This is a genomic window from Mixta hanseatica (assembly GCF_023517775.1).
Taxonomy (GTDB): Bacteria; Pseudomonadota; Gammaproteobacteria; order Enterobacterales; family Enterobacteriaceae; genus Mixta; species Mixta hanseatica.
In genome coordinates this window covers 3,816,203-3,841,768 of record NZ_CP082904.1, presented here as the reverse complement: position 1 = coordinate 3,841,768, position 25,566 = coordinate 3,816,203, and the positions used below count along the sequence as shown (strand labels likewise).

Below are 25,566 nucleotides of genomic sequence, written 5' to 3'. Positions count from 1 at the left end.
AAAGCATACCCGGTTCGTGGCGCTTGCCGAGTGTCGCCTGAAGAAAATGTAAGAAGGATCACACTATTTTTCTGACCGTACAAAAATGTGTACTAGATCGCAAAAGGCACGGACGAAAAGCAGCGGCCCTGAAGGAATGTGAAGATAGTCACAGCAAAAAGTTAGAGCGATCTTTATAAGGAACAGCTAAGATTAAATTATGAAACGCTGTTTCATAATTTTGAAAGCAGACTACCGGCCCGAAACGCGCTAGTAACAAGAGGACAAACGATGAAAATTGCTCTGATGATGGAGAACAGCCAGGCGGCAAAAAACGCCGTGGTGCTAAAAGAACTGCAGCAGGTCGCTAACGGTCTGGATTATCCGGTATTTAACGTGGGCATGAGCGATGAGCAGGATCATCATCTGACCTATATTCATTTGGGCATTATGGCCAGCATTCTGCTGAATTCAAAAGCGGTAGATTTTATTATCGCCGGCTGCGGCACCGGGCAGGGCGCGCTGATGTCGCTGAATATCCATCCGGGCGTCGCCTGTGGTTACTGCATCGATCCGGCGGATGCCTATCTGTTCGCCCAGATCAATAACGGTAACGCGCTGGCGCTGCCTTTCGCTAAGGGCTTTGGCTGGGGTGCCGAGCTGAACCTGCGCTTTATCTTTGAAAAAGCCTTTAGCGGTGAAAAAGGCCAGGGCTATCCGCCGGAGCGTAAAGAGCCACAGGTGCGTAATGCCGGTATTCTGAACCAGGTTAAAGCGGCGGTGGTAAAAGATAACTACCTTGATACGCTGCGCGCTATTGATCCTGAACTGGTGAAAACGGCGGTCAGCGGCCAACGCTTCCAGCAGTGTTTCTTTGAAAACTGCCAGGACAAAGAGATCGAAAACTTTGTTCGTGAAGTGCTGGGCTAATACCCGCGCGCATCAGGCCAGCACGTGCTGGCCTGATAGTTGATTATAAACCCTTCATTATTCTCTTCCGCCACGCTTTACAGCAGCTTAAAGCGGTAATCAATAATCAATTCGCCTGACAGCGTATGCGAACGGCTGTAGTCGCCGTTATGCAGCAGCGGCGTGCGGCCTGTATTCTTGTAAGACCAGCCCGGACCAAACATCACCCATACGCTAAGGTCTTTCAGCGCCGGATGTGATGGCGACCAACGGCTGTAAAGACTGATCTCTCCGCTCAGTATATTTAATCCCTGGTAACGAATATTGCCGGCATTAGCCGCTACGCCGGCCAGCAGTTCTGGCGTGAACTGATAATCGGTCATAGTGGCGACCATCAGTTCTTTATCACGCATGTAATCGTCGCCGGCGCTGGCCATAGAGATAAAGTTGCCGAAGGAGTGGCGACTCATATGACGTGGATAGAAGCCCACCGCATCTTTTTTCTCTGCCTGGGTATAGCCCAGCCCCCAGCGGGAACGGAACTTATTCTGCTTCCAGCTCATTTCCAGCGCGTAATGATTGGCGCCGCGATCAAAATCGCGCCGCTGCGCGGGCATCGCACGATAAGTCTCAAGCGCACGGGTCAGATAAAGCTGACTAGCCACGGAGAGATGTGGCGTAACGTCACCGCTGAGAAAAAGCTGCTGCCGACGCAGATAACCATCACTCTCGCCTATGCCGTACTTCAGCGTTAGGCCGTCGCCGCTATAAATGATTTCACCGGTGGCGATATGATCGATATCCTTACCGTTATTGGTTTTAAAATGCACCTGTTGCGGCGAGCTGCGATCGATAGAACGGCTGACGTATGCGGCGCGCAACCGCATATCGCCGAGGTCGGCAACACCATTCCAGCCAAGGTAGGTGATGGGAGAGAGACGCAGGGATGTGTTAATCACGCCAAAATTGGGCAGGCTTTCCCAACCGCCATGCATTTCGCTTTTCAGCTTATCGTCGCCCAACTTCAGCTTAACGTAGCGCTGGCCGAATTTGCTAAAGCCCTGCGCGTTGCCTTTTTTGTTCTCCTGGCCCGCCTTATACAGGATGCCGCGCGTATCAAAAAAATCGCTGGCACCCAGTTTAACCGCACCATAGTAAGAGAGATCGAAACCGATAAGATCGGCAAAGTAGCCTGACTTATAGTCCAGCGTCAAACCCTGTCCCCAGGCGGCATGTACGGTTTTAGGATTGGCGGCGTCCTCTTTCAGGTATTTCCAGTAATTACGTAGCGAAAGCGTCAGTGAACTGTCGCTAAAAAAGGGATCGCTTAATAATGGATGCGATAATGCGTTATTGTTATCCTGCGCCAGGCTAAGCGCAGGAAATATTAATGCCATAACAGCCATGTTTTTTATTTTCATATTCCCCTCGATAGTCTTAATAAAAGGCAAGGGCGTATCAGCCCTGATAAAATAGCGATAATTGAAATTTTTATTATTACGTCAGGCAGAGCCGTTAATGCGAAGTCTTAACGCGTTGGCAGTAATGTTTTTTTACCTGCTTCAATATATTTCATAGTGCCGATTTCAGTAACTTCGATTTTTCCTTGATGATAAACCACCTTCACCACCGCCGAGTTGGGCAACGGCTTATTCTTTTGTGGATTATCGGTCAGATCGGAAATCATAATTTGCAGGGCCGTGCCGGATGAAATAGCCAATATATTTTTTTGATGTGACATAAGCGCGTTATTAATAATGGTATGCAGCGCGGCCTGGGTCCTCTGCTTTATCTGCTGATAGCTTTCCGTCATCCCGGAGGGATCGGCGCTGGCCAGGGCGTTCATTGACGCTTCTACTGTTAACGTGCCAGCCTTCATGCGCGAGAACAGTACATCAGGGCCGCTAAATCCTAGCTGACGGGCGCCAGCGGCGGCCATGTCCCGGTTAAAACCGCCCTCGAAGCTGCCGAAGCAGGCTTCACGCAGGCCGCTTAACTCGTTCAGTTGATAATGTTTAACGCCCAGTTGTCGCACGATAATTCCCATCGTCTCACGCTGTCGTCCGGCATCGCTGGAATAAAAGGCGTCAAACGTGACGCCTTTTAGCCCGGCGCCAAGGTATTCCGCTACGCGTTTACCGTCGGAGGTTAACGGAGAATCAGCCCATCCCTGCACGCGATCCAGCGTGTTTAATAATGTTTTGCCATGACGAACGAACCAAATAGTGACAGGTTCTTCATTGCTCTTTTCAGGCGCTGGCACCTTTTCCGCACTGAAAACCGTGGCGCTGCTTAATATTAATAATGAAGCAAAAATTAACTTTATCATTTTATCTTCCTGATTAACGTCTGTCGTTATGCAATACACATAAAAAAACCCACCTTGTATGCCGCGCTAAAAGACGTATTAAACGCTGCGCGAAATAAAGGTAGGTTTTGCCTGTTGAAAACAGTGACAATCCATATTGCCGCTACGCTAACACAGCTTATTTGGAAAGCGAAAGGGCAATAATTTTATTATGGTCGACAATGTGACTTGCTTCATATTTAAAGCGCTGAACAAAATGCACTTTTAATTAGCGGTGTTACTTGATGGAAACGTTTTTAAATTTGCTAATTGATGCGTTTGTATTGCGCTGAGTTAATCACGTCCGTTCGCGGCAACGTGGCGTATTAAGCGATGGCTATGGCGACAGCAGAGGGAAATGGGCGATGATAAGCAGGAGAAGATAAGCATGCGCTAATACAATGAACGCGGGGCAGAAGTCAGCGGCTTCTGCCCCGGCATGATTAGAAGTTGTAACCTACCACCAGGTAGTAACCCCAGCCGGTCGATTTCACTTCAAACGGACCGTCGCCAAAGTTCAGGTTAGCGCCATCCGCCCACTGTCCGCCGTTATGGAAGTATCGCGCCACCACCGAGTAGTGCCAGTGGTCGTAGCCCAGCGCCAGAATATGGCTGGAAGCGATAGAGTTGCTGGCACGAGATGCGCCTGGCGTTTTATCCGCCAGATCGGAACCCCAGTCAAAGTTGGTGAAACCGATATAGCTCAGGTTGCCGCCCCACAGGGTGGTAATCGGCAGGAAGTATTTCACCTTAAAGCGATAGCCATCCCAGCTGTTTTCATTCGCTGCGCCATAGTTTTCCCACTGATATTTGGCGTAGACGTTAAGCGATAGTCCCAGTTTGGTATGGGTATCGATATCGGTGCCGAGACCCATATACCAGGTATTTTGACGGTTGTTGCTGTCGCGGCCCATGTCGTAAACGTAGTTGTTGGCAAAATACCACTCTTTGAATGGGCCGAAGCTCAGATCGGTGCCGGTCAGTTTATCGATGGAGAAGCGTGGTTCAATTTCCAAAAACAGCGGAGAACCATTATCCCAGATACCCTGCTGATAGCTGTTTGCCGCGCCGAAGAAATTAGGAATATCCAGGTAGCCGTAAAAATCAAACCAGTCTTTATGGGCAAAGGCTTCATATTCCAGATAAACGTCATTGTTCAGATGCGGTCCGAAGCGGGTATGGTTGCTGCCTACCACATTAACGCTCTGATGCCACCAGTCGGATACATAGGTCGCATCGTTGCTTTGCGCCTGAGAAGTGACGCTGTATGACGCTGCCAACAGCGCGCCTGCCATCAACATTTTATTTTTCATTGGTTACCACATGCTTAAAGGCCTCTCTGCTGAGTCAGAGAAGGCCGAGAATCAGTGTCCACTGCTGGACGGTATGTTGTTATATGCCATTCCGGGGAAGACGTACGGGTACGTCGCGGCAGCCCGCATAGGTTGCCTGTATCCTGCGGATAGAAAATAGATATTGCTCACGTTTGTCAAAGTTTGTTTCATTTTGATTCAATCGTTTTGTGATGCAGATCACGATCAAACGTTGTATGTTTAAAAAAACCGTCATATAGCGCGTTTTTGCTGGCAGGCAATCGCTTCCGTCATGAAGGCAAACGATTATCCTCGTAAGCGATGGTAATAAAAGGATCAAGTGAATGTGTCAGACTATTTTGAACGGATGTTCAGAAAAAATATTGAACGTGCGTTCAAAACCATGCAAACTGGCAGCCGTTCAACAATTACAGGACAAAGGAATGGGCTACTTAAAAGCGGATGTGCGGGCAGAGCTATTATTGAATGCCGCAATCAAAGTGATGCAAAGCGAAGGATACGCTGCGGTTACCGCACGTAAGGTTGCTCAGGAGAGCGGGGCGGCGGTTGGGCACATCAACCGCCATTTCGCCTCTTTAAGTGAATTAAAATGCCAGGCTTTTCTCGCTATCGTTCATGAGAAATCGGCGGAGCATAAAGCGGCCAGCGAAGCATTAAGCGGCACAGAAGCCGTGCTGGCGTTGCTGGGCGGCTGCAATAAAAAAACGCGCGATATTGAAATTTGGCGTGAGGTTTCGGTACTGGCCCATCAGGATCGTGCGCTGCATGAAATTTTTAAGTACGCGCTTAATCTCTGGCACGGCATGCTCAACGACGTCATCAAGAAAAATCAACTGCGTTGCCATGATACCGCACCGGCCACCACCTGGCGTTTGATTGCGCTGGTGCTGGGACAGGATTTGCTGGCTATGCACCGCGTGATCGACAGTGATGAAAGCGTGCTGCGCTCTAATTTACTTCATCTTATCCGGCTGGAATTACAGCCCGATACCTCTGCAACATAAGGAAGAACATCATGAGCGTAAGCGCGGCAAGCGAAAAGATGTTTACCTACGGTGTGATCCGTGAACTGATGCGCTGGATTGAAAGCAATCCGCATCGTCGTATCACCGTCGATGACTGCGCAGAAAAAACCGGCTATTCGAAATGGTATCTTCAGCGTTATTTTCACGCGGTTACCGGGAAAACGCTGGCGGCTTACTGCCGCGAAAAGCGCCTGGTCGCCTCAGCGCGTATGCTGGTGGAAGACAATGTCACGATTGAATATGTCGCGGTACAGCATGGTTTTTCCTCCCATGATACTTTTCATAAGACGTTTGTGCGTCATTACGGCATGACGCCCGGCGAATTCCGCCAGAAGTGCCGTGAATAATTGATGGCTAGTAATGGCTGGCCTGATAAAAAATAAAATTCATCCTTATTTCCTTGCCATAAAATATCCCTGCCTGGTGCATATTACCGCTTCGTTTGTTATCAAAAGCGCGCATATTTAATATTTGCATCGGATTGTAATTAAGTTTTTCAAGTTTGACGATTTTTCTTGTTCTTCTTTTTAATTTCATTAACTTATTGCCGCTGCGCTTGCCGTTTGCGTTTTTTCGCTGGTCAACTAGATTTATACCCGTAGTCGCGAATATTCTTTTCCATTACTGAAGTACTGGACAAGGATATTATTTACGGAATAACGAGGAGATATACTATGACTCAGCATCGTGGCAATCCGGGTAATTTCGCCGAAGACCGTGAGAAGGCTTCTGAAGCCGGTAAAAAAGGCGGTCAGCATAGCGGCGGTAATTTCAAGAATGACCGTGAAAAAGCCTCTGAAGCAGGCAAAAAAGGCGGCCAAAACAGCCACGGCGGCGGTCGTCCTTCCGGCAGCTAACAGGTTAGCGGGTTAATCCGTCATTTATCGCCTCCGATGCGCTTGGCAAAGTGCGTCGGGGGTTTATTATTTTCTGGCTCTTGTCTTTGGCACTAATCTGAATATCTCCAGTCTCTGCTTTATATCGCATTAACAAAAACATAACGCAAATTTTTTTGCGTTAGGGTTGTTAATTGCTGTTTCGCTGCCTACGCTTTTTATGTATCGATTTTAAAGTTCTCTGGACTTTTTATCAGTGAACAATCTTATAGAGATAATTCTGACGTTGCGTTTGTTGATTACGTTGGGCTTATTTTCTGACTCACTTATCACGAGGTGAAAGTATGACTTATCAGGAAAACTATCTCAGCTGGTTGCGTGACGCGCATGCAATGGAAAAACAAGCAGAAGAAATGCTGGAAAAAATGTCTTCTCGTCTGGAGCATTATCCCGATCTCAAAGCGCGTCTGCAGCAACATATCGAAGAAACCCGCCAGCAACAGCAGATGCTGCAACAGGTTATCGATCGCCAGGATACGTCTAACTCCACCATGAAAGACATGATGGGGAAAGTCGCGGCGATGGGCCAGGCAATGGGCGGTATGTTCGCCTCCGATGAAGTGGTAAAAGGCGCGATCAGCGGCTACGTCTTCGAACAGTTTGAAATTGCCTGCTACACCTCACTGATTGCCGCCGCTGAACTGGCTGGCGACAGCGAAGGCGCACGCGTATTTGAACAAATCCGCGAGCAGGAAAAAGCAATGGCTGACTGGGCTCTGAACCATCTGCCTGATGTTACCGAGCAGTTTATGGTGCGTTCTGCACAGCCAGATACCGAAGCAAAAAAATAATATAAAGCCAGCAATGGCATTTCACTGCATCGGGGTTGCCAGTACTGGCAACCTCTATAGAGGAGTGAGCAATGTTTAGACATGTAAAACAGTTACAGTACACGGTACGTGTGGCCGAACCGAACCCTGGGCTGGCAAATCTGCTGCTTGAGCAGTTTGGCGGACCGCAGGGGGAACTTGCCGCCGCCTGCCGTTACTTCACCCAGGGTCTTGGCGATGACGATGCCGGACGTAAAGATATGCTGTTGGATATCGCAACGGAAGAGCTGAGCCATCTTGAAATTATCGGTTCTCTGGTAGGGATGCTAAATAAAGGCGCGAAAGGCGCGCTGGCTGAAGGAACCGAACAGGAAGCTGAGCTTTATCGTTCATTGACCGGCAACGGTAACGATAGCCATATCACCGCGCTGCTGTACGGTGGCGGGCCGCCGCTGACCAACTCTGCCGGCGTACCCTGGACCGCAGCCTATATTGATACCATCGGCGAAGTTACTGCCGATCTGCGTTCTAACATCGCTGCCGAAGCCCGTGCCAAAATCATTTACGAGCGACTGATCAATATGACGGACGATCCAGGCGTGAAAGATGCGCTGGGCTTCCTGATGACGCGCGAAGTCGCGCACCAAATCTCGTTCGAGAAAGCGCTCTATTCGATTCGTAATAACTTCCCGCCGGGTAAACTGCCGCCGATTGAGAAGTACGCCAACACCTACTTCAATATGTCTGAAGGCGGTGAAGTACGCGGTAGCTGGAACTCGGATGAAAACTTCGATTACGTTGCGAATCCTCAACCGGCGGTTGACGGCGGCGACGGTCTGGCATCGGTGATGCTATCGGAGCAGGAAAAAGCCGTTCTTGAAAGCATGGCGTTGCGTACCCGTTCTAACCCCGATATCGATCCAACTACCGGGGCTGAGCTGGGCTCGCAGCAGTTAGCTGACGACGCGCAAAACCTCGCACCGAAAAAATAAGCCTTTGCTGAGCCGCCTGCGGGCGGCTCGCTTTTTCTCTGCTCCTCCCGCTGGTATTTCCCCGCTCTTTTTGTCAGGCTATCCGTCACTTGCTGCCGGGGATCCTTATGCAACCGCTTGAAAATATTACCGCAATGATGGTGTTTGCCCGCGTCGTTGAAACCTTAAGTTTTACTGAAGCGGCTAACAGCCTCGGCCTGTCAAAATCCTTTATCAGTAAAGAGATTACGCAGCTGGAGATCCGGCTAGGCGTTAAGCTGCTGGAGCGGACCACCCGACGTATTGTGGTGACCGAAGTAGGACGCGCCTGGTATCAGTTTTGCGCCCGCGCCTTGCAGGAGGTGCAGGGCGCCGATGCATTTATCCGAGACTATCATCAGCAGCCCGCCGGTAATCTCAGTATCATTGCGCCGGTTAATTTTGGCCGTCAGTGTATCGTACCGACGCTCAACGCCTTCGTTGCCCGGCATATCCATGTACAGGTCGATCTTGATCTGACCGATCGACCGGTTGATTTACAACAGGACCGCTACGATTTAGCGATTGTGGTCGGCCAGACGCCACCGCCAGTAACCGCTTTTCATCCGCTTGCGCCCATTGAATGGGGACTTTTCGCCGCCCCGGTTTACCCGGCGGCGCAAAAGCCGATTGCCCATCCACAGCAGCTGCCGCGCCATGACTATCTACTGTTTCGCGGCCCGGCGCATACCCTCTCTTTGCCGTTTCGCCAGGGCAAACAAAAATTCAATATTGATGTTCACAGCCGCTTCCGTATCAATAACAGCGAGGCGCTGCTGAGCGCGGCCATCGCTGGCGCCGGCATCGCTTATCTTCCTTGCTACATTACCCGCGCCGCTCAACAGCAACAGCGGCTGGTGCGCCTGCTGCCTGACTGGCGGATGGATGAATACTTTAGCTATCTGGTGGTACGTCAGCCTGAACGCCCGCGTGCGCTGGTAGCCATGTTTTGTCAGCAACTTCAGGCGGCGCTAACGCCTGAGCATTGTTTCTTACCGTAAACAATAGCGGAGAACTGGAGAACTTTCTGCGCCATCGTCGGGATAAGGCCAGCGGCTTGCTAGCATAGCTGCCTGACGATAAGGAGAAAAAAATGAGCGGTTCTCAACGCAGTGAGACAGATCCGGCGCAATACTGGCGACGCAATTTATGGGTATGCATGGCGGGTTCTTTTACTACGCTGGTGGCGATGACGCTGCTGCTGCCTTTTCTACCCCTGTATGTAGCGGAACTGGGCGTCAGCGATCCAGCGGCGATTGCCCGCTGGTCGGGTTTAGCCTACGGCGCAACCTTTTTTACCGCCGCGCTGACTGCGCCGCTGTGGGGCCGGCTGGCCGATCGTTACGGGCGCAAACTGATGCTGATCCGCGCCAGCTTAGGCATGGCGGTAGCGATGGCCTTGATCGGCATGGCGCATGCACCCTGGCAACTGGTGGCGCTGCGTCTGCTGGCGGGGCTGCTGGGCGGTTATGCCTCTGGTTCGACGATTCTTATCGCTTCACAAACGCCGAAAGCCCATACCGGCTGGGCGTTAGGCATGCTTTCCTCAGGCATTATGGCGGGCAATGTCGCTGGACCGTTAATCGGTGGGTTTTTACCACCGCTGATTGGCATCCGCGCCACCTTTTGGCTGGCAGGCGCGGTGATATTTTTAGCGTTTATCGCTACCAGCCTGTTGCTGAAAGAGGCGCCGCGACCGGCTATGGCGTCACGATCGCCCTCTTCTGGCGGGCTAAACCTGCGTAGAGGGATCCTGCCGCTGATGCTGCTGACCGGTATGCTGCTGATCTTCGCCAATATGTCCGTAGAGCCAATCGTCACGCTTTATGTCGCGCAGTTTGTTCATCAGGCGCAGCGTATCACGCTGGTGGCGGGCATAGTGATGTCGGCGGCGGCGTTGGGCAGCATTATCTCAGCGGCCTGGTTAGGGCGGCTGGCCGATCGAATAGGCCACTGGACGGTATTAATTGGCGGTCTCTCCGCCGCCGCGTTATTACTGATCCCGCAGGCGTTTATAAACAGCGCCTGGCAGCTGGTGGCGCTGCGTTTTTTGATGGGGATAGCGTTGGGCGGCCTGTTGCCCTGTATCGGCAGCTTGATACGGCATCATGTCGCTCATGAGCAGGTGGGTAGGGCGTTGGGTTGGTCCACCTCCGCGCAGTATGTCGGGCAGGTCTGCGGGCCGCTGTTTGGCGGCATCGTCGGCGGCTGGCTGGGTATGCGAGTGGTATTTCTTGCTACCGCTGCGATGATGGCGGCAGGCGCGCTGTATAACCTTTATCGTCTGCGCAGGGCAGGAAGAAAAGCCTGAGCCCGTCGCGGCGTTATCTTACGGTGATGCCCGAAGTTTTCTGTCAGACATAAAAAAACCCCGGCGCCAGGCCGGGGTTTTGTCAGCGTTGCGGGTCAGATTATTTCTGATCCGGCAACGCATAGGCAATGATGTAATCGCCCAGTTTGGTGCCGAAAGAACCGTGACCACCGGCAGCAATTACCACATACTGCTTACCGTTTGCTTCATAGGTCATCGGCGTTGCCTGACCACCCGCTGGCAGACGGCCTTCCCACAGCTTCTCACCAGTATTGGTGCTGAAAGCGCGCAGGTAGTTATCCGCCGTCGCTGCGATAAAGAATACGTGACCTGCCGTCGTTACCGGGCCGCCCAACATCGGCATACCCATTTTGAACGGCAGAGGAACCGGCGCGCTATCGCGAACGGTACCAATACGTTTTTTCCATACCACTTCGTTGGTTTTCAGATCCAGCGCGGAGATATAGCCCCAGGCTGGCTGTTTGCACGGCAGGCCAATCGGAGAAAGGAACGGGTTCAGTTCCACACCGAACGGTACGCCATACTGCGGCTGAATACCGGTTTCAGTACCGGAACCGCCCGCAGCGTCTTTCGGCGGCTCCATCGGGTTACCCGGACCACGCGGAATCAGCTTAGAGACGAACGGCAGCGCCATCGGGTTAGCAATCGCGATCTGACGGTGAGTATCAACGGCGATACCGCCCCATTCAAACATGCCGAGGTTGCCCGGGAATACCAGGGTGCCCTGCTCAGACGGCGGCGTGAACGGACCTTCATAGCGCAGACGATGGAAGATAACGCGGCACACCAGCTGATCGAACATGGTGGCGCCCCACATATCTTTACCCGTCAGGTGCTCTTTCGGACGGAACGTCAGCTCAGAGTAAGGCTGGGTCGGCGACAGGCGATCGCCTTTTGCCGGACCTTGCGGAACCGGAGTTTCCGGTGCCGGCACGACCAGTTTGCCGTTGCGGCGATCGAGAACAAAAATGTTACCCGTTTTCGCCGGGGCATAGATGACCGGGACGGTGTTGCCATCTTTATCGGTAATGTCAGCCAGCGTCGGCTGGGACGGCAGATCCATATCCCACAGGTCGTGGTGGACAGTCTGATAAGACCATACCAGCTTACCGGTAGTCGCGTTCAGCGCCAGTACGGTGTTGGCGAAACGCTCCTGCTCCGGCGTACGGTGACCACCCCAGATATCCGGCGTGGAGACGCCCATCGGCAGGTAAACCATATCCAGTTTGGCATCATAAACTGCCGGCGCCCAGGAGTTAGGTGAGTTTGGTACGAAGCTTTCACCGTCTGCCGGGATGGCATTTGGATCTTTCGCGCCCGGATCGAATACCCACAGCAGCGCGCCGGTATTGACATCAAAGCCGCGGATAACGCCTGACGCTTCATGTGTGGAGTAGTTATCGGTTACCGCGCCCGCTACAACGATCACTTTATCGGTGATAACCGGCGGGGAAGTTGGCTCATAGGCACCCGGGGTGGTTACCGGTTGTTTGTGCTGCAGATCCAGCTCGCCGTTATTAGCAAAGTCCGGGCAGCGCTTACCGGTTTCAGCATCCAGCGCAAACAGGCGGCCATCGTTCACCGGCAGGATAATACGACGTGCGCACAGCGCCGGGGCGGCAGTACCAGCATCGGCAGCGGCAGGGATTTCATGATAAGAAACGCCACGGCAGGTAATGTGCTGGAAAGTCGGGTTCGGCTTCAAGCCTGGATCAAACTTCCACTTCTCTTTACCGGTTGTTGCATCCAACGCAAACAGGATCTGGTGCGCAGTACACAGGTAAAGCGTGTCACGAACTTTAATTGGCGTCACTTCATTAGTGATTTCACCCGGATCGTTCGGCGTTTTCAGATCGCCGGTACGGAAGGTCCAGGCTACCTGCAGATCTTTTACATTATTCTCGTTGATTTGATTCAGCGGAGAATAACGGGTACCTGCCTGATCGCGACCATAGGCCGGCCAGTCGCCCGGTGGGATAGTGGTGTCCGCCGCAGCTGGCGCAGTTTGTTCTGCGGTTGGCAGCGTGCCGTTGATTTCCTGCGGATCGTTAAATACCGCCCACGCCAGCACCAGAACGCTGACAACCAGGCTCAAACCCATCAGGGAAGCGCCCGCTTTGCCGCTATGCGTTGGCGTAATTCCACGATAGACGAACGGCAGCAGCAGCCAGATACCAAAAATTACCCATACGTCGGTACGCGGTGCCAGCGCCCAGAAGTCGAAGCCGGCTTCCCATACTGACCAGGCAACTGTACCCAGCAGCAGCAGGGCGTACACCACCAGCGCGGCGCTGTGACGACGATATAACAGAAACGCGGTGACCAGCATCGCGATACCACTGATAACGTAGTACCAGCTGCCGCCTATTGTTGAGAGCCAAAGGCCGCCAATCAGTAAATACGCGCCGCAAAGCAGAGCGAATAATACGGTGAGAAGCCGTATCACACGTGAAGATGAGGAGTCTTTCCCCATAATTTAGTCCTCTTGAGTGTTGCCATAAACCGAAGTAAACAACCAGTCTGGTTGTATACCAGCAGATAAAGTACGGGTGTTCAGTGTTCCTGATAGCGCTCTTCTGTGAGCCAAATGTTCCTGATGCGTTAAATTTTATATGAATAAGCGTTACAAGTTTGGACTTTTTTGGCAGGAATTATCATCCACTGCATTTTATATAGCAGCTGTTGCTGATTTTTGGGCAAAAATAGTCCTGTATTGACAATCCCTGCGTAGAAAAAGTGAACGTATTCCGCTTGAATATTATGCTTTGCGTGCTATATCCGATGATTAATCAGAGATAAATAAAGCCTGGCGGCAGAGTTAATTGCTCAGGCCTTTCTTAAGAAGCCAGCGGAGCCGTATTAGGCAGTTGGTAGTTAACCGGGATAAAGAAATATCCTTCCAACTGCTCGGTGGTGCAGCGGGCCAGATCGAGGGTGAGAAAATCCTGGCCAGGGCGGCGCGTCAGGCCGGGTTGCGCCAGGTGACGATAATAGGCTTCAATAATAAAACCACTGAAATTACGCGGGTGTGCCTGAAAGGCGAGTTTCAGCCATAAACCGCCCGGCAAAATATCTCGCTGCGCCTGTAAAGAATATTCGCCCTCTCGCTGTTCCAGCCCGCGCATCAGGCTAACCGTATGATATTCTTTGCGCTGTGCGCAGGGCGTAAACTGTAACGTGATATAACCTCGCGCCCGGCTTCCCTTATTCTCCCGGATAAAATCACGCAGATAATGCATCAGGATTTGCTGTTTATCCTCGATAAAGTCGCCATATAAACATTGATACTGCTGGCTTTCGCCATATATTACGCGCTCAGGCAGCGTCACCAATTCTGGCTGGCGTTCTTCCTTTCTGAGCGGATTAAAACGGCTGTGAAAGGCGGCGGTATTTAGCTCATCAGCGTAACGATAAGCGTGCGGCGTCAGGGCAAAGTGATGACGAAAGGCGCGAGTAAAATTTTGCTGAGTATCGAAGCCGTAACGCACAGCGATATCGATCAGGGAGAGGCGCGTTAAGCGCAGCGCCATGGCTGATTTGGTCAGGCGTCTTTTACGCGCGTAGGCGGCGACGGTTTGGCCGGTCATCTCTTTAAACAGCCGCTGCATATGCCATTTTGAATAGCCTGACTTTTGCGCGATGGTATCGATATTAAGCTCTTCCGTCAGGTTATCTTCGATCCACGCAATAAGATCTGCGATGTATTGCGTTTTTTGCGTCTCGCCCATTTGCTTACCCAGAAAGTAACGATAGTTATAGTTTTGTTAGATACAGTTTTCAGGGGTATTAATTTAGCAATTTTCAGCGTAACAAAATGTAGCTCACTGTAAGCAAAGTCTGCGAAACGCCCTTAATATAAATAACGCTTCTTTTTTTATGGGCCGCTGTTTACATTGTGAGCAAAACCCGACGCAAGGAGATAGTGATGGCACGTCTGACCGCAGAAGATTTTCCGCAGGAGTTGCTGGAGCTTTACGATCACTATGCACATGGCATGCTTAGCAAGCGTGAGTTTCTTGCGCAGGCGGCAAAATATGCCATCGGCGGCCTGACGGCTGTCAGCCTGCTTTCGATGCTTAGCCCAAACTACGCGCTGGCGGAGCAGGTAGAATTTACCGATCCCGATATTCATGCAGAATATCTTACCTATCCTTCGCCCAATGGGCATCAATCCGTCAGAGGCTATTTTGTGCGCCCGGCTGCCATTCAGGAGAAAACTGCGGCAGTGGTGGTGGTGCATGAAAACCGGGGGTTGAATCCTTATATCGAAGATGTGGCGCGACGCGTGGCGAAAGCGGGTTTTATAGCGCTGGCGCCGGATGGATTAAGCTCGCTGGGCGGCTATCCGGGCAATGATGATAAAGGACGGGAGCTACAGCAGCAGGTCGATCAGACTAAGCTGATGAACGATTTCTTTGCTGCCGTTGAGTTTTTGATGCAGCATCCGCAAAGCAACGGTAAGGTCGGCATCACTGGATTCTGCTATGGCGGCGGCGTGGCGAATGCCGCTGCGGTGGCCTGGCCCGAACTGGCGGCCGCGGTGCCTTTTTATGGTCGTCAACCGCCTGCGGAAGAGGTGAATCGTATTCAGGCGCCGCTGCTGCTGCACTATGCAGAGCTGGATACCCGCATTAACGAAGGCTGGCCGGCGTATGAGGCGGCGTTAAAAGCAGCTGGCAAGAAATATGAAGCCTGGATCTACCCTGGCGTAAATCACGGCTTTCATAACGATTCTACGCCACGTTACGACCGCAAAGCGGCTGAGCTGGCCTGGGAGCGCACCATCGCCTGGTTTCGCCGTTATCTGGCGTAGAAGAGTGGGCGTTATTGTCAGACGGCGACAGAGAGGGAAGCTGGAAAGCAAAAACCCGCCACAAGGGCGGGTTCTTTAAATAGTGGTGCCCGGACTCGGAATCGAACCAAGGACACGGGGATTTTCAATCCCCTGCTCTACCGACTGAGCTATCCGGGCAACGGGGCGCATTAAACCGTAAAGGCTGATAAGCGTCAACGGCTTTCTGTGAAAAAGTTACGGAAATGCGGCCGATCGCCTGCTTTTTACTCACTATGGTGAAAACTTGTTAAGTTAATGCGCCATTACGACGACAAAGCGCGATATGCAGCACATCTTCCGCCAGACGACGGGCGATAGCCACATCCTGTTGGTTCCGTTTCACCAGCAGTTTGCTCAAACAGCCTTCCAGCACCAGCTCCATTTGATCGGCCACCAGCGTCGGATTATCGGTGCCCAGCAGCGTCAACAGTTCATGGGTATATTGCCAGGAGGCGCGTTTTTGCTGTTCAGCCAGCTGATGCACCGGATGATCCGGCTGCGGGTAAAAACTACAGGCGGCAATAAATAAACAGCCCGGAAAGCGGCCGTTGCCGACCGACTCTTCCAGCACCTTATAGCGGGCCAGCAGTTTTTCCTCGGCGCTGAGGCTCTCATCCAGCAGCAACTGCCGCCGCCAGTTATCGATCTGTTGACCATGATAGCGCAGGGCGTCATACAGCAACGCATCGCGATTAGGCCAAAAACGTTGCAGTTGCTCATAAGGGACAGCGACCTGACCAGCCAGCTCTTCCAGCGAGACGGTGCCCGCCAGACCATTATGTTCCAGTACATTTAGTGCGTGGTCGAGTACCTGTTCACGTTGCACGTAAGACCTCTCCTGTAAGCGTTTCTCTGCCGCTAAATCGGCAGTCACGTTTATTGAACCAGACTCCAGTGTCGTTTACCGCGCCAGTTTCTGCAAATGCGCCTGAAAAGCCGCGGCATCCAGATAGCCCGTTACGCGCGACCCGGGGATCTCTTTGCCCTGCGCGTCAAAAAACAGAATAGTGGGCAGCCCCAACACCTGTAGATGCTGCAACAGCGCGCTATCCTGCCGGCTGTTATCAGTGACGTCCGCCTGCAGCAGCTGTATCGACGTTAGCGCCCGCTGCACGCCGGCATCGCTGAAGGTATATTTGCTGAATTCTTTGCAGGCGACGCACCAGTCGGCGTACAGATCTAACATGGTTATTTTGCCCTGCGCCTGCTGTAGTTGCGTATCCAGCTGCGCGACGCTGCTGATGCGGGTGAAGTTCAGGCCGGCATGCGCCGTGGCAGGCACCTGCGTGCCGAAAGCCCATTGTTGTAAAGGCTGGGCGCTGACCAGCGCCGCCAGCAGCAGCAAAACCTGCGCCACGCGCAGCCAGCCGCGTCGCGCCTGCAGGCTGACAATAAATGCCCAGGCGAAAAAGCTAACGGCCAGCAGGCTCCAGAGACGCAGCCCCCAGCTATCGCCAATGATACGCTCCAGCAAAAACACCGGCAGCGCGAGGATCACAAAACCGAATCCTTCTTTGACCGTCTGCATCCACGGGCCGCTTTTCGGCAGCAGGCGATTACCAAACAGCGTAACGGCAATCAGCGGCAGGCCCATCCCCAGGGCGTACAGCCATAGCGTGCCCGCACCCGCCAGCAAATTACCGCTTTGCGCGATATAAAGCAGAATCGCGCTGAGCGGGGCAGTGGTGCAGGGCGAGCAGATTAAGCCGGCCAGCGCGCCCATTAAAAATACGCCGGGCAGAGATCCGCCGCGTTGGCGGTTGCTCCACAGCGTCAGGCGCGTTTGCAGGCTGGCAGGCAGCTGTAGGCTAAACAAGCCGAACATCGACAGCGCCAGCAGCGCAAACACTGCCGAAAGCACGATCAGCACATATGGATGCTGCAGTGCCGCCTGAAAACGTAAGCCTGTGGCGGCGACCACCACGCCCAGCAGCGTATAGGTCAGCGCCATGCCCTGCACGTAAACCATCGACAGCGCCAGCAGGCGACCGCTCGATAGCTGACGGTTGCCACCGAGGATGATGCCGGAAATCAGCGGATACATCGGCAATACGCAAGGCGTAAAAGCGACGCCGATCCCAATCAGCAACGCCCACAGCGGCGCGAAGGGCAGCGGGCTGGCGGATGCCGCGCTGTTCTCCGCCGTGGGTTTTATAGCGGCGTCGACAGAAGCGCCCGGCGGCGTGGATGCCGCCGTGACCGCCGCCAGCGGGATCTCACGCGTTTCTGGTGGATAGCAAAACCCTGCCGCGGCGCAGCCCTGATAGCGCAGCGTAACGCTGGCGTTATCGCCCGCTTCAGCAATGGTTACCGGCAGGGTCAGATCTTGCGGATAGATTTCGCTTTTGCCGTAAAACTCATCTTCATGCGGCTGGCCTGTCGGCAATTGCAGCGGCGCCAGTTTCGCCTGCTTCGCCGTCAGGCTGATTTGCTGACGATAGAGGTAATAGCCTGGTTTAATCTGCCAGCGCAGCGTTAACCGATCGCCCTGCTGACTGAAATCAAAAGAGAAAGCCTGATTAACCGGCACAAACCCGCTTGATGTTTGGTTATCAAACAGCCCGGCCTGGGCGGACAGGCAAAGAAAGGCGCTAACGAATAAAACGATTAACGAAGCGATGCGCTGAGCCATGACAGGTAATCACTCTCTCCATGTTGTACCGGCAGCACCAGCAGTTCGGGCGTATCGTAGGGATGTTCCGCTTTCAGCAGATCGATCAATGCCTGTTGGTGGGTCACATCGCTTTTAAGCAGCATCTGCACTTCGCTGGCGCTTTCACGCTGACCTTGCCAGACATAATATGAGGTCGCGCCTGGCAAGACAGTCACGCAGCCAGCCAGCCGGGCCGCAAGTGCTTTATCGGCCAGCTGTCCAGCCGTGGCGCTATCGGGCGCGGTACAAAGAACAATGACGGCAGTAGATAAAGTCATGGCTCGCTCCTGAGGATAAAACAGCAATCATAGCATGGGACGATGCGGATATTTTGACAGGCGGTAAGCAGAGGTAGCCCGGCCGATGCCGGGCTACCAACAGGATCTATAAAAACAGATGCCCGAACAGGAAACCAAACGCTACTGACAGTACAATCGCCAGCGTGCCGGGGATCAGGAATGAATGGTTGAACACGAATTTGCCGATGCGCGTCGAGCCGGTGTCATCCATCTCAACCGCCGCCAGCAGGGTTGGATAGGTCGGCAACACAAACAGCGCGGAAACGGCGGCAAAAGAGGCCACGGCGGTGACCGGCGAAACGCCCAGCATCAGTGCGGCGGGCATCAGGGCTTTGGTGGTCGCCGCCTGGGAATAGAGCAAGGTAGAGGCAAAAAACAGCACCAGCGCCAGCATCCACGGATAGTTGTTCAACAGCTCGCCGGCCAGGTGTTGAATATCACTGATATGGCCTTTCACAAAGGTATCGCCCAGCCAGGCGACGCCCATCACGCAGATACAGGCGCTCATGCCCGATTTAAAGGTGCTGGCGCTGAGGATAGCGCTGGTATCCACTTTACAGCTCAGGCAGATCAGCGTGGCGATGGTCAGCATAAACACCACAATCGCTTCGTTGCGCGGCAGCAGCGGATTCTGGATCAGGCCGACATTTTCGCTGATCGCGGTAGCATAAAGCATCACCGCCACAATACCGATCAGAAACAGCAGCACCGAACGTTTTGCGCCGGGCTTCTCTTCAAATATCTGAGAGCAGCGCAGCGTGACTTCGCCTTTTGCCAGCTTCGCCTGATAGATCGGGTCGTCCTGCAGCTCTTTACCCAGAAAGTTGGTTACCAGCGCCGCGACGAAAATCGCCGCCATGGTAGAAGGGATGGCGACGCCCAGCAGCGCCAGATAACCGATGCCGCGTGGTTCCAGGATGCCGGCGAAATAGACTACGGCGGCGGAAATCGGCGAGGCGGTAATCGCAATCTGTGACGCGACCACGGCAATCGAGAGCGGTCGCGACGGACGCACGCCTTGCTCTTTGGCCACTTCGGCGATCACCGGCAGGGTAGAAAAGGCGGTATGACCGGTACCTGCCAGCAACGTCATACAATAGGTCACCAGCGGCGCGAGGAAAGTCACGTAGCGCGGATGCTTACGCAGCAGTCGCTCAGCAAGACTGACCAGATAATCCATCCCGCCCGCCACCTGCATGGCGGCAATGGCGGAAATTACGGCCATAATAATTTCGATGACGTCGAAAGGAATGGCACCCGGCTTCATCTGGCAGAGCAGCGTCAATGCCAGCACGCCCAACCCGCCCGCAAAGCCAATGCCGATACCGCCCAGCCTGGCGCCCAGATAGATCGCCAGCAGGACGATAATCAGCTCTAATCCCACCATAATATGACTCCTTACAAGAATGATAAAAAGCAGTTAATAATTTGTATGCTGCGGCAATAAAAAAGGCACGTTGTTCAGAGAACAGACGTGCCTGCAAAGGATTACCAATCGGGTTTAGTTTTCATTTTCATCGGTATAGCGTTTGGCTTTATAGGCCGGGCGCATCAGGTTAGGGACGGAAAAAATATCGTCCAGCTCGGCTTCGGTCAGCAGACCGCGCTCCAGCACCACCTCCCTGACGCTTTTACCGGTTTCCGCACAAATTTTCCCGACGATATCACCGTTATGGTGACCGATATAAGGGTTCAGATAGGTAACGATGCCGATAGAGTTAAACACATAGGCTTCGCAAACCGCTTTATTGGCGGTAATGCCGTCCACGCATTTTTCCAGCAGGTTATAGCAGGCGTTGGTCAGGATCTGAATAGATTCAAACATCGCCTGGCCGATCACCGGTTCCATAACGTTAAGCTGTAGCTGTCCTGCCTCGGAGGCCATGGTCACGGTGGTGTCGTTGCCGATCACTTTAAAGCAAACCTGGTTCACTACTTCCGGCACTACCGGGTTCACCTTAGCTGGCATAATAGAAGAGCCCGCCTGCAGCTCCGGCAGGTTGATCTCATTCAGGCCGGCGCGCGGGCCGGAAGAGAGCAGGCGCAGGTCGTTACAGATTTTCGAGAGCTTGACCGCCAGACGTTTTAGCGCGGAGTGCACCATAACATAGGCGCCGCAGTCGGAGGTCGCTTCAATCAGATCTTCCGCCGGGGTGACCGGCAGGTTGCTGACCTCCGCCAGTTTCTCTACCGCCAGCTGCTGATAGCCCTCTGGAGTATTCAGGCGCGTACCGATTGCCGTGGCGCCAAGATTAACCTCCAGCAGCAGTTCGGCGGTGCGGGTAATGTTTTTAATCTCTTCTTTCAATAGCACGTTAAAAGCGTGAAATTCCTGGCCCAGCGTCATCGGTACTGCATCCTGTAGCTGCGTACGGCCCATCTTCAGGATCGTTTCAAATTCCACCGCTTTACGCTCAAACCCGTTGCCCAATTGAGCGATCGCGTCCAGCAGTTTCAGAATGGAGGCGTAAACCGCGATGCGAAAGCCGGTAGGATAGGCATCGTTGGTGGACTGGCATTTATTGAGGTGGTCGTTAGGGTTCAGATACTGATATTCCCCTTTCTGATGCCCCATCAGTTCAAGCCCGATATTGGCCAGCACTTCATTAGTGTTCATATTTACCGAGGTGCCAGCGCCCCCCTGGTAAACATCGACCGGGAACTGGTCCATGCATTTGCCGTTATTCAATACCTCATCACAGGCCTGAATAATGATGTTGGCGATATTACGGGGAATGGTTTGCAGCTCTTTATTGGCCAGCGCTGCCGCTTTCTTCACCATTACCATGCCGCGCACAAACTCAGGAATATCACTGATTTTGTGGCTACTGATACAGAAATTTTCAATCGCACGCAGAGTATGAACGCCATACCAGGCATCCGCCGGAACTTCACGCATGCCTAACAGGTCTTCTTCGATACGAATGTTATTTGCCATGGGAACCTTCTTGTTAGAGCTGCCGGTTGCATCGTTACAGGTGATCTGTTTTATGGGCTGATCATAATCCCAAAATCGCCGCAGGTGGGAAAAATCCAGCATACTGGTTGAAAATTAACGTTTGCGCACCCATCTCTGTAGCTTAACTGCGCCATAGTTAACTATGCCGTAAACGCGACCACCCGGGTTGAGCGCGTTTGAACCGAAGAATATCGCCGCTGCGCCGCAGGCGTGGCGCCCCGACTAAAGGAGAATACGGTGCGCTGGTTACCGTTATTAATACTGTTTTTATTCGCCTGGATTGAAATCAGCCTGTTTATTCAGGTTGCGCACGTGCTGGGCGTCTTGCTGACGATGCTGCTGGTGATCTTCACCTCCGCCATCGGCGTGTCGCTGGTGAAAAATCAGGGCGTGAAGAATTTTATGCTGATGCAGCAGAAGCTGGCGCAGGGCGAGAGCCCGGCGGCGGAGATGATTACAAGCGTTTCGCTGATTATCGCCGGTTTTCTGCTGCTGTTGCCGGGATTCTTTACTGATTTCCTGGGCCTGCTGCTGCTGCTGCCGCCGGTGCAAAAACATTTAACGCTGAAGCTGATGCCGCATCTGCGCGTCTGGCGCGGGCCGGGCGCAGGCCCTGACAGCGGCTATACCATGGAAGGCGAATACGAGCGCAAAGAGAGCGATCGTATTGGCCACGATAAAGACCATCACGATCGCTAAATTTTTACGGTGGAATGGCGGCAATCAGCCGCCATTCTTTTTTCTTCAGCGGCTTAGCCGGGTCGGCAAATTGATCCCAAACAAAAATTTTTTTTCTCTTGCCCCCTTGAAAGCGATCGCAGTTGTCCCTATCTCTTGAGCCACGAGGCCGGAAGCCCATAAGCCCGGCATTCATCCCTAAAATGACTGATTGGACTTCTCAAAGGAGAGCTATCAAATGAACATTCGTCCATTGCACGATCGCGTTATCGTCAAGCGTAAAGAAGTTGAATCCAAATCTGCTGGCGGCATCGTTCTGACCGGCTCCGCGGCGGCTAAATCTACCCGCGGCGAAGTGTTGGCTGTGGGCAATGGTCGCATCCTGGAAAACGGCAGCGTGAAGCCGCTGGATGTGAAAGTGGGCGACGTTGTGATTTTTAACGAAGGTTACGGCGCTAAAACCGAGAAGATCGACAACGAAGACGTGCTGATTATCTCTGAAAGCGACATTCTGGCAATCGTTGAAGCCTGATTAGGCAAAAAACACATCGAACATACGAATTTAAGGGAAATTTCAAATGGCAGCTAAAGACGTAAAATTCGGTAATGACGCGCGCGTAAAAATGCTGCGCGGCGTGAACATCCTGGCAGACGCAGTTAAAGTGACTCTGGGCCCGAAAGGCCGTAACGTAGTGCTGGATAAATCTTTCGGTTCGCCGACCATCACTAAAGATGGCGTCTCCGTTGCACGCGAAATCGAACTGGAAGACAAGTTCGAAAATATGGGCGCGCAGATGGTGAAAGAAGTCGCTTCTAAAGCGAATGACACCGCAGGCGACGGTACCACCACCGCAACCGTACTGGCTCAGTCTATCGTTAACGAAGGTCTGAAAGCCGTTGCTGCGGGCATGAACCCAATGGATCTGAAACGCGGTATCGATAAAGCTGTTATCGCCGCCGTTGAAGAGCTGAAAGCGCTGTCCGTACCTTGCTCTGATTCTAAAGCTATCGCGCAGGTAGGTACCATCTCCGCTAACTCCGATGAGTCTGTCGGCACCCTGATTGCTCAGGCAATGGAAAAAGTGGGTAAAGAAGGCGTTATCACCGTTGAAGAAGGCACCGGTCTGCAGGACGAGCTGGACGTAGTTGAAGGTATGCAGTTTGACCGTGGCTACCTTTCTCCTTACTTCATCAACAAGCCGGAAACCGGCGCAGTAGAGCTGGACAGCCCGTTCATCCTGCTGGTTGATAAAAAAGTTTCTAACATCCGTGAACTGCTGCCGGTACTGGAAGCGGTTGCGAAAGCAAGCAAGCCGCTGCTGATCGTTGCTGAAGATGTTGAAGGCGAAGCGCTGGCAACGCTGGTGGTTAACACCATGCGCGGTATCGTGAAAGTAGCTGCGGTGAAAGCGCCGGGCTTCGGCGACCGTCGTAAAGCAATGCTGCAGGATATCGCTATCCTGACCGGCGGTACCGTGATCTCTGAAGAGATCGGTATGGAGCTGGAAAAAGCTACCCTGGAAGATCTGGGTCAGGCAAAACGCGTAGTGATCAACAAAGACACCACCACCATCATCGATGGCGTGGGTGAAGAAGGCGCTATCCAGGGCCGCGTATCTCAGATCCGTCAGCAGATCGAAGAAGCGACCTCTGATTACGATAAAGAAAAACTGCAGGAGCGCGTAGCGAAACTGGCAGGCGGCGTAGCCGTACTGAAAGTGGGCGCCGCAACTGAAGTTGAAATGAAAGAGAAAAAAGCGCGCGTTGAAGACGCCCTGCACGCGACCCGTGCTGCGGTGGAAGAAGGCGTGGTAGCGGGCGGTGGTGTTGCCCTGGTACGTGTTGCTGCGAAACTGTCTGAACTGACTGGTCAGAACGAAGATCAGAACGTAGGTATCAAAGTTGCGCTGCGCGCAATGGAAGCTCCGCTGCGTCAGATCGTTTCCAACGCCGGTGAAGAGCCGTCCGTTGTAGCTAACATGGTTAAAGCTGGCGACGGTAACTACGGTTACAACGCAGCGACCGAAGAGTACGGCAACATGATCGACTTCGGTATCCTGGACCCGACCAAAGTAACCCGCTCTGCGCTGCAGTACGCGGCTTCTGTCGCTGGCCTGATGATCACCACCGAATGTATGGTGACTGACCTGCCGAAAGAAGACAAAGGCGACTTAGGTGCTGCTGGCGGTATGGGCGGCATGGGCGGTATGGGCGGCATGATGTAATCGTCCCCAACGGCTTGAGGTAGCTAAGCCCCCTGTCAGAAATGGCAGGGGGTTTTTCTTTTGCCGCTGAAAAAGGTATAAGTAAACGCGCAGGTTTATACTGAACGTTTGTGGCAAGGGATGTTTAAGACAATGCTCTCTTTTCTGATACGCTCAGACCGGATACTGACGATAATAAATGAGGAATCACATGCGGATTAAAGTCTTGCTGGGGCTTTCTGCAGCAGCGTTGCTGCTGGCGGGTTGTAGCACCTCCAAAGATCTAAGTGCGGCAGGCCAGCGCGTCACCTTTACCGATCAGCAACCGGCCAGTACCTGTCAGCTCCTGGGTGAAATTACCGGTAGCCAGAGCAACTGGCTGAGCGGCGCTGGCGGTGAAAACAGTTCTCTACGCGGCGCGGCGAATGATTTACGCAACCGGGCGGCAGAGATGGGCGGCAACGTGATTTACGGCGCGACCAGCCCAACGCAAAATATCTGGTCCAGCTTCGCGCCGCTCGACAGCAAAATGACCGGCCAGGTCTATAAGTGCCCGTAAGCGCTTTTTATCAGCCATAATCTGTAGCGTTATGCCGGCGCCTGCGGTAACCCCGCCGGCTTAACGCTGTTATCTCGCGCCTCTTTCGCATTTCTCACTGGTAATAAGCTAGCTTTCACCAGCGCATCAAACCGCTATAATTAACCACAGCGCGTGCGTTGAGGTTATTTACGTAGGGCAGCCAGTTCAGCGCGCGCCTGCGCGAGGTTATGTTCTATTTCCTGCAGGTCGGTCTGTTTTTCCCTTAGCTTACGTTGATATTTTTTTACCTTATCTTCGCGGCCCCTTGCCTGCGCTTCATCTAAATCCGCCTGTACTTCCCGCAGTTCGCCCTGTTTTTTAGCGCGTTTCTGCTCCAGTTTGGCCACCTCTTTTTGCGCGCTGGCGATAACCCTGTCGTGGGTACAGTGCGCTTTAACGTCGGCCAGCGCCTGTTGCAGACCGTTAACCTTATGAGTGTTGCCATAGCGCTGAGCCATGTCGAGCTCTTTCTCCAGCACGCTACGTTTAGTCGCGCAATCGCTGTTGCCGGCATGGGCAATATGGATCGTCCCAGCCAAAAAAATAGCAGTAAATAGAGCAAGCTTGTTCATCGGAACTCCTTGTACCAATAGTTGATAACCTGATTTTTAGAGGATATTCATAAAAGCGGAAAATTAAACAGAACAGCAGCGGGAAAACGGTAAGGTTTTATCATCCCTAATAACATAATTAACCGAAAAATCTGACGCTATTTAAATGAATAATTAACATCAATCCGTATTTATCTATTGGATTG

At 52.9% G+C, this 25,566-nt stretch carries 24 protein-coding genes and 1 tRNA gene; 13 read left to right on the top strand and 12 right to left on the bottom strand.

Going from position 1 to position 25,566, the window contains the following annotated elements; all coding sequences use genetic code 11:
* Positions 1-270: 270 nt before the first annotated feature.
* Complete coding sequence (locus tag K6958_RS18270) at positions 271-909, top strand: RpiB/LacA/LacB family sugar-phosphate isomerase (RefSeq protein ID WP_249892432.1); 639 nt, start codon at positions 271-273, stop codon at positions 907-909.
* Between the two features lie 77 nt (positions 910-986).
* Here K6958_RS18270 and K6958_RS18265 read toward each other — a convergent pair whose 3' ends face one another.
* The 3 genes from K6958_RS18265 to K6958_RS18255 form a co-directional block, all read right to left on the bottom strand.
* Positions 987-2,285 (bottom strand): OprD family outer membrane porin, encoded by a 1,299-nt coding sequence (locus tag K6958_RS18265; RefSeq protein ID WP_249892431.1) that lies wholly within the window; start codon positions 2,283-2,285, stop codon positions 987-989.
* Between the two features lie 131 nt (positions 2,286-2,416).
* On the bottom strand, positions 2,417-3,217 hold the full coding sequence (locus tag K6958_RS18260) for a histidine phosphatase family protein (RefSeq protein ID WP_249892430.1): 801 nt from the start codon (positions 3,215-3,217) through the stop codon (positions 2,417-2,419).
* A 461-nt stretch (positions 3,218-3,678) separates the two neighbouring features.
* A complete protein-coding gene (locus K6958_RS18255) occupies positions 3,679-4,548 on the bottom strand; it encodes a nucleoside-specific channel-forming protein Tsx (protein ID WP_249892429.1) in 870 nt (289 codons plus the stop codon).
* A gap of 443 nt (positions 4,549-4,991) precedes the next feature.
* On the opposite strand from K6958_RS18255, the gene K6958_RS18250 reads away from it, so the two are divergent.
* From K6958_RS18250 to K6958_RS18220, 7 genes are all read left to right on the top strand, one after another.
* The gene (locus K6958_RS18250; protein WP_249892428.1) at positions 4,992-5,573 is read left to right on the top strand and encodes a TetR family transcriptional regulator; all 582 of its coding nucleotides are present in this window, start codon (positions 4,992-4,994) and stop codon (positions 5,571-5,573) included.
* 11 nt (positions 5,574-5,584) lie between these two features.
* Entirely contained in the window at positions 5,585-5,941 is a 357-nt protein-coding gene (locus K6958_RS18245; RefSeq protein ID WP_249892427.1) for a helix-turn-helix transcriptional regulator, read from the top strand.
* A 327-nt stretch (positions 5,942-6,268) separates the two neighbouring features.
* The gene (locus K6958_RS18240; RefSeq protein WP_249892426.1) at positions 6,269-6,451 is read left to right on the top strand and encodes a con-10 family general stress protein; all 183 of its coding nucleotides are present in this window, start codon (positions 6,269-6,271) and stop codon (positions 6,449-6,451) included.
* A 323-nt stretch (positions 6,452-6,774) separates the two neighbouring features.
* Positions 6,775-7,281, top strand: a complete 507-nt coding sequence (locus K6958_RS18235) for a ferritin-like domain-containing protein (RefSeq protein WP_249892425.1) — start codon at positions 6,775-6,777, stop codon at positions 7,279-7,281.
* Between the two features lie 71 nt (positions 7,282-7,352).
* Positions 7,353-8,252: a manganese catalase family protein gene (locus K6958_RS18230; RefSeq protein WP_249892424.1), complete on the top strand. Its 900-nt coding sequence runs from the start codon at positions 7,353-7,355 to the stop codon at positions 8,250-8,252.
* 107 nt (positions 8,253-8,359) lie between these two features.
* Positions 8,360-9,271, top strand: coding sequence for a LysR family transcriptional regulator (locus K6958_RS18225; RefSeq protein WP_249892423.1), 912 nt, complete (start codon positions 8,360-8,362; stop codon positions 9,269-9,271).
* A 92-nt stretch (positions 9,272-9,363) separates the two neighbouring features.
* Positions 9,364-10,581 carry an MFS transporter gene (locus K6958_RS18220; RefSeq protein WP_249892422.1) on the top strand — a complete coding sequence of 406 codons (1,218 nt, stop codon included), beginning with the start codon at positions 9,364-9,366 and terminating at the stop codon, positions 10,579-10,581.
* A gap of 100 nt (positions 10,582-10,681) precedes the next feature.
* Here K6958_RS18220 and K6958_RS18215 read toward each other — a convergent pair whose 3' ends face one another.
* Together K6958_RS18215 and K6958_RS18210 are read right to left on the bottom strand one after the other, a co-directional pair.
* The gene (locus K6958_RS18215; protein ID WP_277614710.1) at positions 10,682-13,075 is read right to left on the bottom strand and encodes a glucose/quinate/shikimate family membrane-bound PQQ-dependent dehydrogenase; all 2,394 of its coding nucleotides are present in this window, start codon (positions 13,073-13,075) and stop codon (positions 10,682-10,684) included.
* Positions 13,076-13,439: 364 nt separating this feature from the next.
* The gene (locus K6958_RS18210) at positions 13,440-14,330 is read right to left on the bottom strand and encodes a helix-turn-helix domain-containing protein (RefSeq protein WP_249892421.1); all 891 of its coding nucleotides are present in this window, start codon (positions 14,328-14,330) and stop codon (positions 13,440-13,442) included.
* Between the two features lie 197 nt (positions 14,331-14,527).
* Here K6958_RS18210 and yghX point away from each other — a divergent pair, with 197 nt between their 5' ends.
* Positions 14,528-15,415 carry a YghX family hydrolase gene (gene yghX / locus K6958_RS18205; protein ID WP_249892420.1) on the top strand — a complete coding sequence of 296 codons (888 nt, stop codon included), beginning with the start codon at positions 14,528-14,530 and terminating at the stop codon, positions 15,413-15,415.
* An 83-nt stretch (positions 15,416-15,498) separates the two neighbouring features.
* Here the strand turns inward: yghX and K6958_RS18200 are convergent.
* The 6 genes from K6958_RS18200 to aspA form a co-directional block, all read right to left on the bottom strand.
* Positions 15,499-15,574, bottom strand: a tRNA-Phe gene (locus K6958_RS18200).
* A 109-nt stretch (positions 15,575-15,683) separates the two neighbouring features.
* On the bottom strand, positions 15,684-16,262 hold the full coding sequence (dicD, locus tag K6958_RS18195) for a division control transcriptional repressor DicD (RefSeq protein WP_249892419.1): 579 nt from the start codon (positions 16,260-16,262) through the stop codon (positions 15,684-15,686).
* A gap of 75 nt (positions 16,263-16,337) precedes the next feature.
* A complete protein-coding gene (locus tag K6958_RS18190; protein ID WP_249892418.1) occupies positions 16,338-18,068 on the bottom strand; it encodes a protein-disulfide reductase DsbD in 1,731 nt (576 codons plus the stop codon).
* Positions 18,044-18,367: a divalent cation tolerance protein CutA gene (cutA, locus tag K6958_RS18185; RefSeq protein WP_249892417.1), complete on the bottom strand. Its 324-nt coding sequence runs from the start codon at positions 18,365-18,367 to the stop codon at positions 18,044-18,046. The genes K6958_RS18190 and cutA overlap by 25 nt, the downstream gene beginning before the upstream one ends.
* A gap of 106 nt (positions 18,368-18,473) precedes the next feature.
* Complete coding sequence (locus tag K6958_RS18180; protein ID WP_249892416.1) at positions 18,474-19,775, bottom strand: anaerobic C4-dicarboxylate transporter; 1,302 nt, start codon at positions 19,773-19,775, stop codon at positions 18,474-18,476.
* A 114-nt stretch (positions 19,776-19,889) separates the two neighbouring features.
* A complete protein-coding gene (aspA, locus tag K6958_RS18175; protein ID WP_249892415.1) occupies positions 19,890-21,326 on the bottom strand; it encodes an aspartate ammonia-lyase in 1,437 nt (478 codons plus the stop codon).
* A 258-nt stretch (positions 21,327-21,584) separates the two neighbouring features.
* On the opposite strand from aspA, the gene K6958_RS18170 reads away from it, so the two are divergent.
* The 4 genes from K6958_RS18170 to K6958_RS18155 all read left to right on the top strand — a co-directional run bounded on the left by K6958_RS18170 (position 21,585) and on the right by K6958_RS18155 (position 24,788).
* A complete protein-coding gene (locus K6958_RS18170; protein WP_249892414.1) occupies positions 21,585-22,046 on the top strand; it encodes an FxsA family protein in 462 nt (153 codons plus the stop codon).
* A gap of 217 nt (positions 22,047-22,263) precedes the next feature.
* Positions 22,264-22,557 carry a co-chaperone GroES gene (locus K6958_RS18165; protein WP_103059132.1) on the top strand — a complete coding sequence of 98 codons (294 nt, stop codon included), beginning with the start codon at positions 22,264-22,266 and terminating at the stop codon, positions 22,555-22,557.
* Between the two features lie 46 nt (positions 22,558-22,603).
* Positions 22,604-24,250: a chaperonin GroEL gene (gene groL, locus K6958_RS18160; RefSeq protein WP_249892413.1), complete on the top strand. Its 1,647-nt coding sequence runs from the start codon at positions 22,604-22,606 to the stop codon at positions 24,248-24,250.
* Positions 24,251-24,440: 190 nt separating this feature from the next.
* Positions 24,441-24,788 (top strand): DUF4156 domain-containing protein, encoded by a 348-nt coding sequence (locus K6958_RS18155; protein ID WP_249892412.1) that lies wholly within the window; start codon positions 24,441-24,443, stop codon positions 24,786-24,788.
* A gap of 164 nt (positions 24,789-24,952) precedes the next feature.
* Here K6958_RS18155 and K6958_RS18150 read toward each other — a convergent pair whose 3' ends face one another.
* On the bottom strand, positions 24,953-25,381 hold the full coding sequence (locus K6958_RS18150) for a DUF1090 domain-containing protein (protein ID WP_249892411.1): 429 nt from the start codon (positions 25,379-25,381) through the stop codon (positions 24,953-24,955).
* Between the last annotated feature and the right edge of the window lie 185 nt (positions 25,382-25,566).

Bases quoted from the DNA above. Each gene is read 5' to 3' on its own strand.
- K6958_RS18270 (WP_249892432.1), top strand. From the start codon at position 271: ATGAAAATTGCTCTGATGATGGAGAACAGCCAGGCGGCAAAAAACGCC.
- K6958_RS18265 (WP_249892431.1), bottom strand. From the start codon at position 2,285: ATGGCATTAATATTTCCTGCGCTTAGCCTGGCGCAGGATAACAATAAC.
- K6958_RS18260 (WP_249892430.1), bottom strand. From the start codon at position 3,217: ATGATAAAGTTAATTTTTGCTTCATTATTAATATTAAGCAGCGCCACG.
- K6958_RS18255 (WP_249892429.1), bottom strand. From the start codon at position 4,548: ATGAAAAATAAAATGTTGATGGCAGGCGCGCTGTTGGCAGCGTCATAC.
- K6958_RS18250 (WP_249892428.1), top strand. From the start codon at position 4,992: ATGGGCTACTTAAAAGCGGATGTGCGGGCAGAGCTATTATTGAATGCC.
- K6958_RS18245 (WP_249892427.1), top strand. From the start codon at position 5,585: ATGAGCGTAAGCGCGGCAAGCGAAAAGATGTTTACCTACGGTGTGATC.
- K6958_RS18240 (WP_249892426.1), top strand. From the start codon at position 6,269: ATGACTCAGCATCGTGGCAATCCGGGTAATTTCGCCGAAGACCGTGAG.
- K6958_RS18235 (WP_249892425.1), top strand. From the start codon at position 6,775: ATGACTTATCAGGAAAACTATCTCAGCTGGTTGCGTGACGCGCATGCA.
- K6958_RS18230 (WP_249892424.1), top strand. From the start codon at position 7,353: ATGTTTAGACATGTAAAACAGTTACAGTACACGGTACGTGTGGCCGAA.
- K6958_RS18225 (WP_249892423.1), top strand. From the start codon at position 8,360: ATGCAACCGCTTGAAAATATTACCGCAATGATGGTGTTTGCCCGCGTC.
- K6958_RS18220 (WP_249892422.1), top strand. From the start codon at position 9,364: ATGAGCGGTTCTCAACGCAGTGAGACAGATCCGGCGCAATACTGGCGA.
- K6958_RS18215 (WP_277614710.1), bottom strand. From the start codon at position 13,075: ATGGGGAAAGACTCCTCATCTTCACGTGTGATACGGCTTCTCACCGTA.
- K6958_RS18210 (WP_249892421.1), bottom strand. From the start codon at position 14,330: ATGGGCGAGACGCAAAAAACGCAATACATCGCAGATCTTATTGCGTGG.
- yghX (WP_249892420.1), top strand. From the start codon at position 14,528: ATGGCACGTCTGACCGCAGAAGATTTTCCGCAGGAGTTGCTGGAGCTT.
- K6958_RS18190 (WP_249892418.1), bottom strand. From the start codon at position 18,068: ATGGCTCAGCGCATCGCTTCGTTAATCGTTTTATTCGTTAGCGCCTTT.
- cutA (WP_249892417.1), bottom strand. From the start codon at position 18,367: ATGACTTTATCTACTGCCGTCATTGTTCTTTGTACCGCGCCCGATAGC.
- K6958_RS18180 (WP_249892416.1), bottom strand. From the start codon at position 19,775: ATGGTGGGATTAGAGCTGATTATCGTCCTGCTGGCGATCTATCTGGGC.
- aspA (WP_249892415.1), bottom strand. From the start codon at position 21,326: ATGGCAAATAACATTCGTATCGAAGAAGACCTGTTAGGCATGCGTGAA.
- K6958_RS18165 (WP_103059132.1), top strand. From the start codon at position 22,264: ATGAACATTCGTCCATTGCACGATCGCGTTATCGTCAAGCGTAAAGAA.
- groL (WP_249892413.1), top strand. From the start codon at position 22,604: ATGGCAGCTAAAGACGTAAAATTCGGTAATGACGCGCGCGTAAAAATG.
- K6958_RS18155 (WP_249892412.1), top strand. From the start codon at position 24,441: ATGCGGATTAAAGTCTTGCTGGGGCTTTCTGCAGCAGCGTTGCTGCTG.
- K6958_RS18150 (WP_249892411.1), bottom strand. From the start codon at position 25,381: ATGAACAAGCTTGCTCTATTTACTGCTATTTTTTTGGCTGGGACGATC.